Source organism: Gilliamella sp. B3892, from assembly GCF_026536305.1.
Taxonomy (GTDB): domain Bacteria; phylum Pseudomonadota; class Gammaproteobacteria; order Enterobacterales; family Orbaceae; genus Gilliamella.
Genome location: NZ_JAFNOK010000001.1, coordinates 333,076 through 351,664, shown reverse-complemented (window position 1 = coordinate 351,664; position 18,589 = coordinate 333,076). Strand labels below are relative to the sequence as shown.

General features: G+C 37.2%; 16 protein-coding genes, 1 tRNA gene and 1 other RNA gene. 3 read left to right on the top strand and 15 right to left on the bottom strand.

The genetic code is table 11. From position 1 onward, the window contains the following. Positions 1 to 13: 13 nt before the first annotated feature. From csy2 to J3U74_RS01500, 12 genes are all read right to left on the bottom strand, one after another. On the bottom strand, positions 14 to 937 hold the full coding sequence (csy2, locus tag J3U74_RS01555; RefSeq protein ID WP_267329552.1) for a type I-F CRISPR-associated protein Csy2: 924 nt from the start codon (positions 935 to 937) through the stop codon (positions 14 to 16). After that, entirely contained in the window at positions 937 to 2,316 is a 1,380-nt protein-coding gene (gene csy1 / locus J3U74_RS01550) for a type I-F CRISPR-associated protein Csy1 (RefSeq protein ID WP_267329553.1), read from the bottom strand. The genes csy2 and csy1 overlap by 1 nt, the downstream gene beginning before the upstream one ends. Positions 2,317 to 2,401: 85 nt before the next feature. Further along, complete coding sequence (cas3f, locus tag J3U74_RS01545) at positions 2,402 to 5,764, bottom strand: type I-F CRISPR-associated helicase Cas3f (protein ID WP_267329554.1); 3,363 nt, start codon at positions 5,762 to 5,764, stop codon at positions 2,402 to 2,404. Continuing rightward, positions 5,761 to 6,714 carry a type I-F CRISPR-associated endonuclease Cas1f gene (gene cas1f / locus J3U74_RS01540; RefSeq protein ID WP_267375543.1) on the bottom strand — a complete coding sequence of 318 codons (954 nt, stop codon included), beginning with the start codon at positions 6,712 to 6,714 and terminating at the stop codon, positions 5,761 to 5,763. The genes cas3f and cas1f overlap by 4 nt, the downstream gene beginning before the upstream one ends. Before the next feature lie 288 nt (positions 6,715 to 7,002). Further along, complete coding sequence (locus J3U74_RS01535) at positions 7,003 to 7,758, bottom strand: TSUP family transporter (RefSeq protein WP_267329556.1); 756 nt, start codon at positions 7,756 to 7,758, stop codon at positions 7,003 to 7,005. 2 nt (positions 7,759 to 7,760) lie between these two features. Further along, positions 7,761 to 8,828, bottom strand: coding sequence for a chorismate synthase (gene aroC, locus J3U74_RS01530; RefSeq protein ID WP_267329557.1), 1,068 nt, complete (start codon positions 8,826 to 8,828; stop codon positions 7,761 to 7,763). Positions 8,829 to 8,860: 32 nt separating this feature from the next. Then, the gene (gene prmB / locus J3U74_RS01525; RefSeq protein WP_220217880.1) at positions 8,861 to 9,751 is read right to left on the bottom strand and encodes a 50S ribosomal protein L3 N(5)-glutamine methyltransferase; all 891 of its coding nucleotides are present in this window, start codon (positions 9,749 to 9,751) and stop codon (positions 8,861 to 8,863) included. A 150-nt stretch (positions 9,752 to 9,901) separates the two neighbouring features. Continuing rightward, positions 9,902 to 9,989, bottom strand: a tRNA-Ser gene (locus J3U74_RS01520). Between the two features lie 70 nt (positions 9,990 to 10,059). After that, positions 10,060 to 10,149 carry a YnhF family membrane protein gene (locus J3U74_RS01515; RefSeq protein WP_220217881.1) on the bottom strand — a complete coding sequence of 30 codons (90 nt, stop codon included), beginning with the start codon at positions 10,147 to 10,149 and terminating at the stop codon, positions 10,060 to 10,062. A gap of 32 nt (positions 10,150 to 10,181) precedes the next feature. Beyond that, positions 10,182 to 12,260 (bottom strand): carboxy terminal-processing peptidase, encoded by a 2,079-nt coding sequence (gene prc, locus J3U74_RS01510; protein ID WP_267329558.1) that lies wholly within the window; start codon positions 12,258 to 12,260, stop codon positions 10,182 to 10,184. A 9-nt stretch (positions 12,261 to 12,269) separates the two neighbouring features. Continuing rightward, positions 12,270 to 12,806, bottom strand: coding sequence for an RNA chaperone ProQ (gene proQ, locus J3U74_RS01505; protein WP_220217883.1), 537 nt, complete (start codon positions 12,804 to 12,806; stop codon positions 12,270 to 12,272). Between the two features lie 63 nt (positions 12,807 to 12,869). Further along, complete coding sequence (locus J3U74_RS01500; protein ID WP_267337929.1) at positions 12,870 to 13,226, bottom strand: DNA-binding protein; 357 nt, start codon at positions 13,224 to 13,226, stop codon at positions 12,870 to 12,872. A 178-nt stretch (positions 13,227 to 13,404) separates the two neighbouring features. Here J3U74_RS01500 and J3U74_RS01495 point away from each other — a divergent pair, with 178 nt between their 5' ends. The 3 genes from J3U74_RS01495 (at position 13,405) to rnpB (ending at position 14,819) form a co-directional block, all read left to right on the top strand. Then, positions 13,405 to 13,686 carry a helix-turn-helix domain-containing protein gene (locus J3U74_RS01495; RefSeq protein WP_294834198.1) on the top strand — a complete coding sequence of 94 codons (282 nt, stop codon included), beginning with the start codon at positions 13,405 to 13,407 and terminating at the stop codon, positions 13,684 to 13,686. Positions 13,687 to 13,898: 212 nt separating this feature from the next. Beyond that, positions 13,899 to 14,261, top strand: coding sequence for an outer membrane protein assembly factor BamE domain-containing protein (gene bamE, locus J3U74_RS01490; RefSeq protein WP_220217886.1), 363 nt, complete (start codon positions 13,899 to 13,901; stop codon positions 14,259 to 14,261). 168 nt (positions 14,262 to 14,429) lie between these two features. Beyond that, an RNA gene (rnpB, locus tag J3U74_RS01485) (RNase P RNA component class A) lies at positions 14,430 to 14,819 on the top strand. Position 14,820: 1 nt separating this feature from the next. Here rnpB and J3U74_RS01480 read toward each other — a convergent pair. The 3 genes from J3U74_RS01480 to rng form a co-directional block, all read right to left on the bottom strand. Continuing rightward, complete coding sequence (locus tag J3U74_RS01480) at positions 14,821 to 15,519, bottom strand: DedA family protein (RefSeq protein WP_220217887.1); 699 nt, start codon at positions 15,517 to 15,519, stop codon at positions 14,821 to 14,823. A gap of 29 nt (positions 15,520 to 15,548) precedes the next feature. Continuing rightward, positions 15,549 to 17,006 (bottom strand): metalloprotease TldD, encoded by a 1,458-nt coding sequence (tldD, locus tag J3U74_RS01475; RefSeq protein WP_267329560.1) that lies wholly within the window; start codon positions 17,004 to 17,006, stop codon positions 15,549 to 15,551. Between the two features lie 104 nt (positions 17,007 to 17,110). Continuing rightward, positions 17,111 to 18,586, bottom strand: a complete 1,476-nt coding sequence (rng, locus tag J3U74_RS01470; RefSeq protein ID WP_220217889.1) for a ribonuclease G — start codon at positions 18,584 to 18,586, stop codon at positions 17,111 to 17,113. Between the last annotated feature and the right edge of the window lie 3 nt (positions 18,587 to 18,589).

Here is an 18,589-nt window from a genome sequence, read left to right as displayed (position 1 = left end):
TAATGCTAAATTTTTAATTAGTTTTTTGATTAATCATATAAATGTCTGCGTTATTCGATTGCAATTTACTACACTGATAACGCCAAAAAGCTTGGGATAAATGTCCCTTTAATCGCAAAGGAAATACCCATTTACCTAATCCATAGATACATTCAACAAATTGTGTTGCATATTCATTGCTACGTGCATTTTCAACCATTCCAGCTTTAAATAGTGGTGAAATAGCTTGATATCCGAGTGGGATAGGCACTAGCCAACCTCGCCCTTCCTTTATTGAAGTAGTTTGCCAATGATCTTTTTCTTGCGGTTGATGATGAAGCATTGCAGTTTCAACTAAAGCATCGAGTTGCGTGGCATTAGGATTCTTTTGTTGTAATTCAGCAGTGATATCTTCTAACTCTTGTTGTGCTTCAACTAAAACAAATGCAGGCAGCAACAAATTAGCTAATGTTATATCTGATTCATCAGAAGAAATTAATTTTACATTTTCAATTGAGACTATGTGCCCACCCGCTATACGTTGTTGATAAAGTTTTTGCTTCATCTGCGTAACAAATGCTTGTTGTTGTTCTTCATCATCGAGCGTATCGATATTTTCGATTTTCACTTCTACTAATAAACTCACATCAAGATGAACTTTACCTTCCTCGATGATTGAGCGAGTATCACCATTTTTTGCTAATGGGTTGCGAGTTAACCGAAAAATATAATCTGAATAATCATTAGGGCGATAAACTTGTACATCACACTCATGACAAGCAATTAATACCCCGTCAAGATAAATTGGTTCTTTGGATTCAATTTTTCGATTTAAAGCGTGAATAGCACCTAAAAATCCAGAAATAGCCGGAAAACCATAAGTCAATGGGCTTGATATAGCATTAGCATTGTGAATTTTAACATGGTCAAAAAGTAGATAATAATTTAACGAAGCCATTAGAAAATCCCCTCTTTTTTACGTTGACTCGCTTTTACCGCAGCGCTAAATTCGCTACACCATTCATTAAATTCAGGATCTGAAAATTGCTCACTGATATCATTAAATTTATTTTTCAACACGCATTGAATCCAAAAAGCAAAATCTTGTTTAATACCAACTAGCCAATCACCTTTATCATAGTATTGTTTGAAATCTTCTTCATCTTCTAACTCTGCTCGCTTAGGGTCTAGCCAAAGCTTTTGGTTTAAGTCTAGAGAGTATTCCCTACTCCATCCAGCAGGCATGGTTTGCTGGATATGCTTAGCAAACTTAAGGACATAAGATAAAATAATATCTAAAGCATCTTTACGATTATCCCTTTCTTCAACGACATTATTAGGCGCCTGAACCATATCAAAGAGTAATCTAAAACCAAACCGACAAAAATATTGCATTGAATTATCAAAAATATTTTGTTTGTGAACGGTAATCGACGGAAATTTGGAAGTTTTAAATTCGGGTGGTATTGAAGGTAATAAGAAATTTCGACCACCTTGATTGCTTGTTAATTGACTCACACCTTGAGGATTACTGCCACCCAACTTAACTACAGCTAAATTTTGAAAAGAAAAATAGGGTTCATGTACTGCATCTTTTATCCTTCTTTGTTCACGGGCTTTTTTGTTCTGTTCGGAAAACCTTTCTTGCACTTTCTGATAAACTACATGACATAACGAACTAGGATGTAATGGAACTAATAACCGATAATTATTTTCTAGATGAGCTAAATAGCTTTCTTGGCTATTTGGCCAATAAAATTGTTTATTGAGTTCTGAAGCTTTAGGATGTTCAAATTCATTAAATATAGCTTTTTTTAAATTGACTAAATAAAGCGATGCTTTTTGTTTATCGTCAGATAAAGCATCCAAAACGGCAGGATGATCTTCTATAATCAATTGCAATAGTGTTGTTTCACCCGTTACAACTTGATTTAATAATGAAAATATATCTAAAGCTGCAGCATTGCCTGAACAATCAAGTGGTAACGTAGTTAGTGTAGCGGAAGATATAACTGTCTGATTAATTGGCTTAGTCTGCGTTAGATAATTATTATTATCACCAAGACTTGAAGAATGGATCCCTTTGCTAATATGAGAAGCTATAGATATCCAGAATATCCTTCTGGTTGCCGCATCTTCCATCCAAGTTTCAAAATCATAACGCTTTAATAAATCATTAATTTTTTGTTGTGATTCAGTAATTGCTAATGAATCATTGTTTTCTCTAGCTTTAGCTAATTTTACAAGCTCACTTTTGTAGCTACTATTATTAGCAAGCCGTTGCGTTAGAAAGTTTATGATTACCTTTCTAATATCTTGCCAAGAAATACTATTCATTGGCCCTCCTATTTTCAATAATAAATATAATTAAAACATTAACTTTTTAAATACTGCCTATATAAAAAATCGTCAAATTCCTTTTTTATTCCTTATAAAATCCAAAACAAGGATTAAAGCACCAGCGTGTTCCACTTGCTAAACTAACTGTGCAAAATTCGTTTGCCAGCCGATATAGGTTTTTATTTGGCAAATGTTCGGCTAGTTTTTCCATGGCTTGTTGTACGGTATTTGATAGCCATATTTGTACTTTTGGGTTATCTAACTGCCAATTTTGATATTGGATAGCGTAATTTTCTGTTTCAGGGCATTGTTCATCTGGTTTTTGCCATGCATTTTCAGCATAACTAAAATTGTGATTACCATCTTCATCTAACTGACAGACGTAATCATCTTCTTTTTGACTTTTCATTCTAAATGGCGAGATCTTTTGCAAATGCACACAATGATGATGTGCCAAATTAGGTTGCCAATAACAAGTAACATAGTTGCTTGTTTTTGCATTAACGGCAAATAAGTCCGCCATGACATTATGCTCTAATTCAGCAAGCGTTAAACCATCTTCTGGTGATGAAACTATGCGTGGAATAGCATTAATATTTTCGAGTTGTTTGCTTGGTATAATTTCTTCGCTTTTATGTGATTTTAATAAAAAATCAGGCTCTTGTTCAAAACCCGGTCTGGCAAAACAGGCTTCCACTGAACCATAGTTGTTTCCTTTTTTTATCGATTCGATGTTACTGCCTAAGATTGCTACATTTGGGCTATGCGTAGATTTATCAGGGCGGTGTCGCCAAACGCGTCCGACTAATTGAATAATGGAACGCATAGATGAGGGCTCGACAATCGCCCAATCATAATCATGATCACGCCCTACTTCAGTAACAGGTGTGCCAATGACGATAAAAATGTGATTCTGTATTTTGCTGTGTTTTATTGCTTCAATAATTTCCGGTTGGTTGAATAATGCTTTCGGATCGCTACGGTTTAAAATTCTATCTAGTTTTTCTTCCAATTGGCTACGTAGCAATAAAAGTTGTCTGGCATGGTAAACTACAATATGAAATACAGTATCGTCAGGTAATGTGTGTTGCTGATATATCTGTTTAGTAATTGCGATGACATCTTCAGTATGGGCAAATCGGATTAAACCAATACTGACCTGTTTTTTTGATGTCTCGTCAGTCTGATGATATAGCTCGTGAAATAGGCTTGCTTGTTCCAGAATTTGCTTTGCTAAAATATGGTAATTGAGTTTTTCATTCGCTTTTTTATTTTTCTGATAATCCAGTAATTTTAGAATATGTCCTTGACGACGAATCGCTTCTTTTTCTAGCTGCATTATGCGTGAGTGAACAAAATGTTGATGCTCATTTTTGAAATGATTAAGATCATCAATTGGCATGACTGACTGATGATATTCGTCAAACCAACCGCAGATAATACGATTACTGCTTTGACTACTATTATTTTGATTCCATATTTTCCTTCCGGCTTGGTAGGCGTCAAATAAACCAGCTATCAGATCGGGGGTTAAAGTAGCAGAAGAAAGCAATACTTTACTACCATAAAGTCCTGCTAAATGAACTAATCTAGCTAAAGCAGGAAGATCGTGTTGATCAAAATCATCGGGTTCATCTAATATGAGATCAGAAGTAAGCAATCTTAATGTTGGTGCAATATATTTACCGCCTTGAGTGCCTTCACTAGCTTGAATAATATGATCAATAGTACAGGTGACAATTGGGGTATAAAGTAATTGACGAGCTTTACTGTTTTCAATAATAGTACCCAATTCGGTATCAGCAATGCCTGTTTCAGCGACATCAATGTATTCATCCATTAAAGATTCGATAGATTCGCTACCGTAACTTTCAGGATTATGATTCTGTGAATTTTGATCGTTATAGGTGTTATGTTCTCGTCTCTTTTGTTCTGATTTTGCATCATTTTCTAACTCAAATAAGGTTTTTGACGCACTTCCACCAACTAAGGTTGCCACATGCTCATCTGTCAGTTGTAGTCTGTCTCTAAGTGCTTTACCTGTCTGCAATGTTAATACTCGTAAACCTAACGCAATGGTAAAACGCACACCACGTTTAGGATTAGCTAATGCATAAATAATTCGGCCGTTCGCTAACGTTTTACCGCAACCTGTTGATGCCATATTTATCCCAAAAAAACCGTTTTCATCACTCGTTTGCTGATAACTTTTAGCCAAATCAAATGCATGATTTTGCCATTGAAAACGTTTGATTGTCGTACGTTGTGTAAATGCTTTATGGTGGTTAATTGCCGGTAATTCCATTGCCATTTTGGGTAGCAATCGAACAAATCGAGCTGATAAGTTAGCAACACCAATTAAATGATCATCTAAGCGCTGTTTCGGTTTTTTTTGATAATTGGTATTGGCAATCAAGATTTCTTTGTTTTTACCTGCTTCATCATTTACCAAAGATAAACTTGAAAAATTGTGATCAGCAACCATTAAACTCAAACGAGATATATGTAATAAAAATTCATCAATTGCAGTTAGCTGCATTAAAGGCGGGTGATTAAGTGCTTTACTTGCATAACGACAGAGTTTTTTTAACCATGCATTACTTAACGTTATATCATCTTTAAGCTGCCAAAAAGAGTTTGGATTAGCATGTTGGCTATTTTTATTTTTAACCCAACCTTCAACGGCTTTTAGTGTTTTATAAAAATTGTCTTGTTTGAAGTTAGCAAGTAATAGTTCTTTCTTCTGCTTTTTTTTCTTATCGCCACCCATTGATTCTGATAAAAAAGGCATTCGATGATGTGAAACAATTAACCAAGCAATCCATTGAGCTAATAAGGGTATTTGAGTTAAATCACCTTTTTCGGTGCATGTTAAATCTTGATGCCAGTTTGGATTTTGCTCTTGATATTCTGAAAAATTGGCTAGCCGTTCCAATACGGCTTGATTATTAGTACAATTTTTAATCATTAATAAAAATATTTGTAATGAAATCCACTCATGCCGATAAGGATCACCTGCTATTGCTGTTTCCGCTCGTAATTTATTTTGAAATCCGATAGTCGCTTTACCTAGATCATGTAATAAAGCAGCAATGGTGGTAATAAGTTGAATTGATGTTGTATATTGCCAAGTCTCTTCGCTGTTATTACGTAAAATATTTCGTTTTGTACGATTAGTCGGCACTCGTCCTTGCTGGTTAAATTGGCTTTTATCGCCGACAATCCAAAGGAGATCAGTTTGATTTTTTCCATGTGTCCAGTAGCAAGCAACAGCAGTATTTTTTCGAGCGGTTTTTCGTAATAATTTATAAAGCGTTTGTAAACCGGCAGAAGTCATCGGCGTTTGCCAAGTTCGTTCACCACAACGCTCAGCAAATTGATCGATGATTCGACGGGTTTCTGTTAATGCTCTTTTTTTGCATTGGCTCACAAGTAAAATATTCATGTTTTATCCGCAATTTGTTTTAACGTATCAATAATCATATCGAGCGCGCCTAATTGCGCGAATTGTGAAATACAAGATTGACGAAATGTTTTCTCATCATCACCTTGCATAGCAGATATAAAAGCTTGAGGTAAAACCATTCCATCTTTAATAATATCAGCAGCATCAAAAACTAAGCCGCCACGTCGAGTTTTGCCATGTAAAATAGCTAAACCATGTGGCAAACCCAATACCCAACAAGCCGTAGCACCTAAACCATAAGCTAAATAATTACCATGATCTAAAAATTGATTAGCAGGATCATGGCTTTTATTTCGAGTGGCATGCTCTCTTTTAAATTTGTCATCTTGCAACGTTAATTGATTTGCCATTGCATACAATCTTTTGCTAAATCGTCCTTCTGCTGTTAACAGAGATTGACTATTTTTAGCTGTATCAAACTGTTCTCTGGCATCGTTGATAATGTTAGTTAATTGATTTTGATCTACTGCCCAATCAAATTCTAACCAACTCGATTGAATGATGTTAAGTCGATGCTGTTGTAACATTTTAGCGGCTTGTAATCGGCGCTGATCATCAAACCAAAATTGGCACCAACTTTGTAAGTATTCAGTTGCACGATACTCACTTTGAGGTGAAAAAAATTGACAAGCAAACTCTGATTCGGTCGAAGCAAATAGTGGTGTTCCGCCGCCACCACAAAATCCAATCATTACCCCGGCTCTTGAAAGTTCACGGACAGCAGCTTGCGTTAATGAAGTACCGGTACCAAGCAAAATGCAGGTGGTGTTAGCTATCGGAATGTTCCAATACAAGGATTGCTGCCCTTGATCGGTGACATACTCAACTCGACCACCATTGACTAAAACCCGGCAGTGTTCTAAATAATAAATATTAGCACGCTTGGAATGTAAAATGGTTTTAAGATCAGAAGAGTGAATCAAATCCATGATTATAAGAAAATAAATTCAATTTTTACATAATGACAAATTAACACTGTTTTATGTAAAAAACGAGCTTTTTTAAATAACAATTTTTATAAAAGCTAATTCAATAAATCGCTTTACTAATTATAAGATGATAAATTATTAACCGGTTTAAGATGATCGTTGTTTAAATAAAATACAATGACAATTCCAGCCATTAAAATCAGAGCATTTTAAAACGCAAAAACCCCGCTCCTCAAAAAATTTTCAGGAGCGGGGTTTTGTGATTAATCGTAAGTATCTTTTTATTCTCTAAGAGAAGAAGTTTTCATAGATGAGTTTGATACTCATAATAGTGGAAACGGTAATAAGCATTGGTCTTATCAATTTTCGCCCTTTAGCGATAACCATTTTGGCCCCTAATCTTGCGCCAATAAATTGACCAACAAGCATAACAAGACCAATTGACCATACCACTTCTCCACCAACAATAAAAAAGATTAAGCCCGCTAAGTTAGAGGTAAAATTGAGTACTTTGGTATGTGCAGTGGCTTTGGTTAAATTAAAACCGGCAAGGGTGATATAGGCTACTGCGTAAAATGAGCCAGCTCCGGGCCCAAAAAAACCGTCATAAAATCCGATAGCTAATGCTGGTAATAAGGCGAATTGGATTATGGTTAGGCGACTTTTACGATCATTTTCCCCAATGGTCGGGGAGAGTAAAAAATAGAGCCCAACACTTATAGTTAAGATCGGTAAGAGTAATTTTAAAAAGTCAGCTTGTATATGCATGACGGATAATGTGCCAAGCGCCGAGCCAATAAAGGCACAGGTAATTGCGAATTTTTGCTGTTTTAAATCAACCATGCGTTCACGAATAAAGTAAAGGCTGGCAGAGAAAGATCCCCCAGTACTTTGTAATTTATTGGTGGCTAAAGCGCTGGCTGGCGGTAAGCCTACCGCCAAAAGTGCTGGTACCGTTAATAGCCCACCGCCACCAGCAATAGAATCAATAAAACCAGCCAACATGGCAATAAAAAAAAGTAAAGCCAGTAATTCGTAACTCATGATTATTTTACATCACTACATTGTGCAAGGTGTCGAAGATAATGATCCATTAAAACAATTGCAACCATTGCTTCAGCAATTGGTACTGCACGGATCCCCACACAAGGATCATGTCGACCATGCGTCGATACTTTAACGCTATCACCATAAACATTAATCGACTGCCCGGCAATTTCAATACTTGGCGTAGGTTTTAAAGCAATACTTGTCAAAATGGTTTGCCCGGAGCTAATACCGCCTAAAATACCGCCAGCATGATTAGATAAAAAGCCTTCAGGGGTAATTTCATCACGATTTTCACTGCCTCGCTTATTAATTACCGCAAAGCCGTCACCTATTTCAACGCCTTTAACCGCATTAATGCTCATTAAAGCATGGGCAAGTTCTGCATCTAATTTGTCGAACACAGGTTCACCCAGCCCAACAGGAACATTTTGTGCAACCACACACACTTTTGCGCCGATTGAATCACCCTCTTTTTTAAGCTTTCTCAGTAAACTATCAAGCGCTTCAAGTTTGCTTTCATCAGCACAAAAAAACGGATTTTGTTCAACTTGTTGCCAGTCTTTAAGCTCACACTCAATATCACCCATTTGCGCTAAATAGCCTCGAATTTGTATACCAAGTTTTTCGTATAGGTACTTTTTAGCAATAGCACCAGCAGCAACTCGCATAGCAGTTTCACGAGCAGAAGCACGACCGCCGCCACGGTAATCACGGATACCATATTTTTTTTGGTAGGTGAAATCAGCATGACTTGGTCTAAAAATATCTTTTATTTGACTATAATCTTGTGAACGCTGATCGGTATTTTCAATTAATAAACCAATACTGGTACCGGTTGTGATGCCTTGAAAAACACCAGACAAAATTTTCACCTGATCAGGCTCGCGTCGCTGAGTAGTGTAACGGGAGGTGCCCGGCCGGCGACGATCAAGATCGTGTTGCATATCCGCTTCGGTTAAGCTAAGACCAGGAGGCACGCCGTCAACTATGCAGCCTAATGCAGTACCATGCGACTCACCAAAAGTCGTCACTTTAAATAATTTTCCGATTGAGTTTCCTGACATAATATTTTTATTCCGATTAGAGAAAAACTTATTTAAAAATAGTGATGATATTTAATCAGCTCTTCACGTGTTATGGAAAAAACACCCAGTCCTCCACGTTCAAATTCAATCCAATTAAACGGTACATCGGGATATTGTTGTTGTAAACTGACCCAACTATTACCAACTTCACAAACTAACACGCCGTTTGGTGCTAAATAATTAACAGCATCACGTAATATTCTTTTTGCTAAATCCAAACCATCATCACCAGCTTCAAGCGCGAGTTTAGGCTCATACTCAAACTCTTCCGGCAGATCATTCATATCTTCATCATCCACATAAGGTGGGTTTGACACAATAAGATCGTATTGTTTAGTTGGAATATCGTTAAACAGATCGGACAAAATAGGCGTGACTTGAAACATCATTTGATGCAAATCAATATTGGTTTGGGCAACATCGAGTGCCTCTAAAGAGATATCTGTTATATCAACATGTGCTTGTGGAAAAGCATACGCACAAGCAATACCGATACAACCACTTCCGGTGCATAAGTCTAAAATATTTTGTGGCTGAGTTGTTAATAGGGTTTCAAATCGATTATCGATTAACTCGCCAATTGGCGATCTGGGTATTAATACTCGCTCATCGATATAAAAACTATGTCCGCAAAACCAAGCTTGATTGATCAAATAAGGCGTAGGTACCCGATCATTAATTCGTTTATTGACTAAATCAATGAGCTGAAGTTTTTCGTCATTAGTGAGATTAGCTGCGTAAAATTCAGGAGGAATAAATAATGATAAGCCTAAAGTAGATAAAATAAGTTGCTTCGCTTCATCAATAGGGTTATCTGTTCCATGCCCTAAATAGATATCTGACAGGCTAAATTGCGAAGTAGTCCAGCGAATAAAATCCTGAACAGTACGTAAGTTTTCCATATTGGCTCCGAATGATCAAGGAGAGGAAGGGTTTACTGGTTACTCGAGCTTATTTACCACAGAGGCTTTACCAAAGAAACGTCGAAAGTTCCAACTGGTAATTAAGTTTAAACCAGTGGTGCGCATCCTTCTGTGATTAAATCAATATAATGGCGGTGAGGAAGGGATTCGAACCCTTGATACGTTGCCGTATACACACTTTCCAGGCGTGCTCCTTCAACCACTCGGACACCTCACCTTAATTTAAGAGCCTGCATTTTGTAGCAGGCTGCATACTATAATGATCTCAGCACAATTAATCAAGTATTTTAATTCATACAAACAATCACGCCAAATGCGGCAATAATTGATAGAATAAGTACTGTCGCAATTAAACCGTATTTTAAATCTGTATTCATATTCTCTCTCCAATTAATTTCTTAATTCTAATTTATTCACTTTCAATTGGTCCATCAAGTGGCAGAAAACCCCTTAATGACTTATTTTCCTCTATTTCAGGATAGTTAGGCGCCAAATCAAGAAGCATTTCTACAGCTTCATCTAAAAAAGGATCGGGCTTTTTATAATCCTTAGGTAAATCACTTAATTTAGCAATCGGCTTGAGACCTTCACGACTTAATCGCTCATTCATGCGTTTCAAATCACGATCTTCATCTCTTTTTTGCTCGGTTTCCCGTTCTTTTCTATTTAAGGAAACGATATATTGACGATCTTTTTTATCATTCAATCGTTTAATGTCTTCCTCGATATAGATAAACTCAGGATTCTTTTTAATGCGAGCAATATGCTTCGATTTTAATTCCGGCAACAATGGTTTAATATTGGCAACCGTTAAATAATCTGCTGACGCAATTTTATCCCATGGCAATGCATTATCTAAATAACGCTCACCTGTTTCATCAATATATTTTGATTGAGTCATTTCAATATCGGGATCAACCCCTTTTAGTTGGGTACTTCCGCCATTGATACGATAGAATTTTTGTACTGTGTACTGAGCGCCACCTAACTCTGGCCAATCCGGATGTAATCGAGCATCAGCCGGATAGGAGATATTACGAGAAGTCTGTACTGTACCTTTTCCGTAAGTGGTTTCACCAACGATTAAGGCTCGCCCATAATCTTGCATTGCTGCTGAAAAGATCTCAGAAGCCGATGCACTATAACGGTTGATCATCACAACAATTGGTTTACTAAAGCCAATGCCTCGATTTTTGTCATCATAGGTCGTCACTTTTTGCAAATTGTCGCGAACTTGAACAACTGGCCCGGTGTCGATAAATAGACCGGTTAATTCAATAACTTCGGCTAATGAACCGCCACCGTCATCACGTAAATCAATCACTAGTCCTTGAAGATTTTCTTGATTGGCAGTGATGAGTAATGATTCAACCTTTTTGGTTAAACCAATGTAGAAACTTGGTATTTCAAGCACACCAACTTTACCGCGTTCATTATTAATGATCTTTAATTTAGCTTCACGATCTTCAAAATGAATTTTATCACGAGTGATCTCAACAACTTTAGGTTTACCATTATTGTCTGCCGGTAAAATTTCTAATTTAACCACAGTGCCCTTAGGACCACGAATTTTATCTACAATGTCATCTAAACGCCAACCAACGACATCTTCGATAGGCGAATTACTTTGACCAACGCCAATAATTTTATCACCGACAGCGAGTGATTTGCTTTTTTCAGCTGGACCACCGGATACAAATGACATAATCTCAGTATAATCATCTTTTTGACCCAATGTCGCCCCTATTCCTTCAAGAGATAAGCTCATATCAGAGTCAAAATCACGCTTTTTACGTGGCGCTAAATAACTGGTGTGGGGATCAATTTCTCGAGCAAAGGCATTCATAAAGACTTGAAAGCCATCTTCATTATTCGATTGGATGATTGTTTTTATAACACGATTATATCGTTTGGTTAATGCTTCACGGATTTGCTCTTCATTTTTTCCGGTCAACGCCAAATTAAGCTCATCGTATTTGACACGTTTGTTCCAATATTCATCAAGCTCGCTTTCGGTTTTCGGCCAGGCTAAATCTTCACGTTTAAAGTTGATTTCATCTTTAGCAGAAAAGTCCATAGGACGTTTTAATACATCAAGCGCATACTTATAGCGGTTGTAGCGTTTTTGTAATGAAAGATTATAAATATCATAAGCTGTTTTTAGATCGCCATTGATTAGCTCTTCACCTAACAACTCTTGTCTGCTTCGAAAACTATCAATATCACTTTGTAAAAATATCGCTTTATTGCTATCTAATAGCTTAAAATAGCGATCAAAGATTTGTGCTGAAAAAGCACCATTGAGTGCAAAATCACGATAATGTGATTGTGTAAAAAAGTTCGTCACACGTTTTGCGACAATTTGATGTATATCATCTTGTTTTAAAACCGGAACTTTTTCATAAACTGGCGATGTTGCCTGAACATTTGGACTTACAACAGATAAAATAAAGCTTAGACTAATAATACCTTTCAATAACTTATTCATTCAAATTCTCTACTTAGTAATGATATGTTCTGGTTTAACAGTTAACTCCATACCAGACCCAACTTTAACTTTGATATGTTCTTTCTCTAACTTAATAATCTGCCCTTTTACAGGTTTGTTACCCAAAGATAATTTAACAAAATCACCGATTTTTAGAGTTCTCGGTTTTTTGACAGGTGCTTTAGATGACTTACGTTTCTCTTTAGCTCGAGCTTTCGCTTTATCTTTGCTCTCTTTTAACTGTTGCTGCGCATGTTCCATCTGTTCTTTGGTGATAATGTCATTATTGTTTCCGTCCAAATCAACACGATATTCACCTTCTTTAATACAGTATAAATAACGCCAGCTCATGGTATAAGCACGCAAAGCTACACGTAATTTGGTTTTGCTTAAAAGTTCATTGCTATCAATTTGAGAAAGGATATCTTGGAAAATTCCAATCTTTAATGGTTTGGCTTCCCCTTCAATTGTAAAACAATTTGGAAACTGTTGGGCTAAATAAGCAATAATCTCTTTACTATTTGTTAATTGAAACTGATTTTCCATTAGTAATTCCATAGCATCTAAATTTCAGTGACGTTAAAGTATATATCAGCTTATACAATAACACTAACTATCTTTTTTGTGTTTGTTAATAAATGACATAAAATCTTTAATACCATTGCGCATTAACCACGCAGTAACAATTGCTTGCTCATCAGTAGATAATTGTTCAAAAGCCGTGATCCAAAGTTGTAAGGGTTCAATCGGTGAAACTAAATATGAGGCACTTACCTCTTCAATAGATAACGCTTTTTTAACCTCAACAGAAAAACTACTAATATGGTATTCCAGTGCTTTACCACGTACTCCAGCTCGTTTACGGGCAGTCCACTTTTCAGCTCTTGCTTTTCGATTGATACCTTGTATCGTTGACGGCATCCCTGCAATGCTTAATAGCTCTTTCGATGAGAACCACTCTTTCATTTTAATAATCCTACATTTAAGAAACAAGAAAAAAGTTATAGAAATTAAATAAACTTTGATACAATATTAAGAAACAAATTTTTACTGTAACTAAAGTTAAATTATAAACTTACTGGTTTTAATAACAGGAAAGAATAACATAGATATTAAAGGTTATAAACTAAGAAGGAATAAAAAAATGGAAATTAACTCGAAGGACTGGCATAAAGCAGATATTATCGCTGCATTGAAAAAGAATGGCACAACACTTGCAGCACTATCACGCCAATCAGGATTAAGCTCATCGACATTAAGTAATACGTTAGTTAGGCCATGGACAAAAGGTGAAAAAATTATAGCGGATGCTTTGAATGTTAAACCTTCAGAAATTTGGCCAAGTCGTTATATTAATCCATCTACCCAAAAACCGATCAAGCGTGTATTAAGAAAAAAAAATAATTTAAAAAAGATTCACAACTAAAATAACAAACAGATTTATCAACTCAATATCAACATATGGAAACATAGAGAAATTAATATCAATGTTTCCATATTTCGCCAATTCACCTTCACTGTCCCAAATCGATCTTATTTTAGAACGATACTTTTAACGCTATCTTGAACGATATCAAACATATGCTATTATCATTGGCTTCAATCAAGACTAATTTATTATGTAAGGGCTGTAACACAATGAAAAAAGTATCCAAAATTCTTATCGTTTTATGTTCACTTGTTGCATTATCTGCTTGTACTCAGAAAAATTTTTCTGAGCAAGGAACGCCATTGAGCCAACAAAAAGTCAATAAAATTATTGAGGGCTCGACTACTGAAATTCAATTATTGTCGCTTTTTGGTGAGCCAACAACCAAAGTAGCGCTTAAAAACAATGAAACCCAGTATACCTATGTGTATAGCAAAAAAAGTTCAACCAGTCACCCTATTATTGGCGAAACACAGTACGATATTTTAGAAGGAAAACTTGATGTTATCACCTCAAATGGTATGGTAATTTGGTTTAATTATAATGAGAATATTAAACAGAAAAAATGGTAATCGGCTTTTAACCTCAATTTGCTAGCACATAACTAAATTGTGCTGGCAACATATCTGACCCAATTCATTTAGCTCATAACGTTTTCAAACGCCTATACTTTATCCGTCTATCGTTTAAACAATCAGACAACACTGGACAAAATTACACTTTCAGTTATACTCGTTTGCGAAATTAACCAGACAATCGCTGCTTTGTTGTTGTCCTTTGTAAAAGGGAGACAAACAGAGGGGAGGAAAGTCCGGGCTCCATAGGGCAGAGTGCCAGGTAACGCCTGGGGGGTGTTGGCGAGAGCGAACATTCACGACTAGTGCAACAGAGAGTATACCGCCGATGGCTTATTATATAAGATCAGGTAAGGGTGAAAGGGTGTGGTAAGAGCACACCGCGCAACTGGTAACAGTTGTGGCACGGTAAACTCCACTCGGAGCAAGGTCAAATAGGGATTCATTGGCGCGGCCCGCGTTGAATCCGGGTAGACTGCTTGAGCTAATGCGTGAGTATTAGCCTAGAGGAATGATTGTCCACGACAGAACCCGGCTTATCGGTTAATTTCACCTTTTACTTTTTGCTCGCCTCGTTTGCTATACTCTTAGCTTTCTTTTTGTTATTTAACCAGCGCTTAACTGCCAGTGCGATAGAGAAGATAAGGCCAATAACTAATAAAAACACCGGTATTAACATCAGTAAAGACATAATTTGTTTTTCATAGGCTTTAAATACTGGCGATAGACCAAATAAATAACCTAAGGTAACAATCAAAAATATCCATAAAGTTGCACTAATCCAATTATAGATATGGAACTTTTTGCTATGTAAACCCGATAGACCCGCCATCATAGGTAAGATTGTACGAACAAAAGCGATAAAGCGACCAATAAATAGCGCTTGTAAACCATATTTATGGAATAGTACTTCTGATTTTTTGTGGTATTTTTCCGGTATATGTGCCATCCAATTTTGTACAACTTTAGTATTACCTAGCCACAAACCTTGAATATAACCCAGCCAGGTACCTAATGCCGCTCCGGCAATCAAAATCAAGTTAATTAATCCAAAGTGAAAGACATTTTGACTAATTAATACACCGGTCAAGAATAATAAACTGTCACCCGGTAAAAACGCAGCCGGTAATACCCCATTTTCTAATAAAATGATGATAAATAGCATGCCATATAATATCCATAACACATTTGGATTTGAAAGCGTTGCTATATCCATGTTAACAAATGCTTGATAAAGAGTAATGATTGTATCCATCTATTTTAAATTCTCATTATGTTAAGTTATTAGCGGTTAACAGTACCACCGACGGTTAAATTATCGACTTTTAAAGTGGGTTGCCCAACACCAACCGGTACGCTTTGCCCGGCTTTACCACAAACACCGACACCTGAATCTAATTGCAAATCATTGCCGACCATTGAAATTTGTTGCATGGTTTCAATTCCGGAACCAATCAGCGTTGCCCCTTTTACCGGAGTGGTTATTTTTCCTTTTTCAATCAAATAGGCTTCGGAAGTTGAAAAGACAAACTTACCAGATGTAATATCCACTTGTCCACCAGCAAAATTAGGCGCATAAAGCCCGTAATCAACACTACTGATGATTTCATCAAAAGTCGAATCGCCCGGCAGCATATAAGTATTAGTCATTCTTGGCATAGGTAAACAAGCATAACTTTCCCGGCGTCCATTACCTGTTGAATGTGCATTCATTAATTTGGCATTGAGTTTATCAAATAAGTAACCTTTTAAAATGCCGTTTTCAATTAACACTGTTTTTTGGCTTTGTGTGCCTTCGTCATCTATCGAAAGCGAACCACGACGATGATCAATCGTCCCATCATCAACAATGGTGCAGAGTGTTGAAGTGACTTGTTCACCAATTTTGCCGGAAAATACTGACGTATTTTTTCGGTTAAAGTCCCCTTCCAGTCCATGCCCTACTGCTTCGTGTAACAATACGCCTGGCCAGCCTGCACCTAACACAACAGGCATAGCGCCAGCCGGCGCATCTTTAGCTGACAAAGCCACTAACGCTTGGCGAACAGCTTCGCGGGTATAACTATCGACATAGCTATCACCTGTCTGAGGGTTTTTCGTCAGAAAATAGTCATAACCAAAGCGCCCACCGCCACCACTTGAGCCATGCTCACGTTTACCAGCTTGCTCAACAATTACAGAAACAGATAATCGCACTAATGGTCTGATATCAGCACACAATGTACCGTCGGTTGCGGCAATTAAGATATCTTCATAACTACCGGTCAAACTAGCCGAAACTTCAATAACTCTAGGATCAATTGAGCGTGCTAGTTGATCAACTTGTCTCAATATTGCTACTTTCTGTTCTTGAGAAAACGAGTTGATCGGGTTAATGGATTGATACTTTGCGACAATGTCAGCAGATTTAAATGGCGTAACAGCAACAGGGGTTTGTTGTTTAGTTATTGAGTTTGCCGCTGAGACACTTTGTTCTAAACGATCTAAAGTGAGCTGATCGGTATAAGCAAATCCTGTTTTTTCACCAACAATAGCGCGAACACCCACACCTTGATCCCGATGAAAAGAAGCACTTTTAATAATACGATCTTCGAGCGACCAACTTTCGTAATAGCCGGATAAAAAGTATAAATCACCAAAATCAATTTGCCTTGCACTTAACATATCAAGTAAATGCATAAGATCTTTCTGGCTTAGGTTATTAGGATTGAGTAACCTTTCACTCACTTGGTTGACTATCATAAATTCCTTAATTTCTATATTGCCTACAATTTATACTGTTATCCGAAGATTTCGTACATTTTTTACTAAAACGTATAGTATTTCTGAAACTTCTTGTCAAAAAATTACATCAACACTACATCATATTGCTCTTGAATATAGAGCGGCTCAACTTTAACTTCGACACGTTTGCCAACGAAAACTTCAACCTCAGCAAGCGCATGCGACTCATCATTGGTTAATGCGTTAGCCACTGCTGCTGATGCATAGACCAAAAAGTATTCGGAGCGGTGCGCTTTGTATATACGAACTATTTCACGTAAAATTTCGTTACAAATAGTTTCAACCGATTTCACAATCCCGCGCCCTTTACACGCCGGACACTGTTCACACAGAATATGCCCAATGCTCTCTCGGGTACGTTTTCGGGTCATTTCAACCAATCCTAATGCTGAAAACGAGTTAACCGTTGTTCTGGCACGGTCTTTAGCTAAAAAGTCTTGTAAAGATTGCAATACTCGTTCTCGGTGGATGGCTTCTTGCATATCAATAAAATCGATAATGATAATACCACCTAAGTTACGTAAACGTAACTGTCTGGCAATGGCAATCGTTGCTTCAATGTTGGTATTGAAGATCGTTTCTTCTAAATTTCGATGACCAACAAATGCACCGGTATTAATATCAATTGTTGTCATCGCTTCGGTTTGATCAATAATCAAATAACCGCCCGATTTCAATTTAACTTTACGATCAAGGGCTCGCTGAATCTCGTTTTCCGTGTCATAAAGATCGAAAATTGGAATATTGCCGCGATAGTGCGAGAGTTTATCAGTAACTTCGGGCATAAATTCTTGGGTGAATTCAAGTAATAGATCATAAGTTTGCTTTGAATCCACTAAAATTCGTTCAATCGGATCACCAACAAAATCACGCAATACCCGCTGGGACAGGGCTAATTCGCCATAAACTAGGTTTTTACTGGTTGGGCGAGCCATGCGTTCTTGAATTTTTTTCCATAAGCGTTTTAAAAAGTTGGCGTCTTGTTCAAGCTCATGAGCATGTGCACCTTCAGCAGCCGTTCTGACAATGAATCCACCGTCATCTGTCACATACTGCTCAACGATTTTTTTAAGCCTCTCTCGCTCTTCTTCACTTTCAATACGTTGCGAAGTTGCTACATGGGCAGAATTTGGTCCCGGCATAAGAACTAAATAGCGGGAAGGCAAGGTAATATCGGTTGTCAACCTTGCGCCTTTGGTACCTAATGGATCTTTGACTACTTGTACCATTAAGTCTTGACCTTGACGCACCAGCTCTGAAATATCTTTCACCTGAAACTGTTCTTGTTCAGTATCTGATACACATTCAGTATGCGGCATGATATCTGAGGCATGTAAAAAAGCCGCTTTTTCTAAGCCAATATCAACAAATGCAGCTTGCATTCCCGGTAAAATACGAATCACTTTACCTTTGTAAATATTACCGACGATCCCTCGTCTTGATTCACGATCAACGTGGATCTCTTGTAATACGCCATCTTCGATGTAAGCAACACGAGTCTCCGACGGCGTGACATTCATCAATAGTTCAACAGACATAAA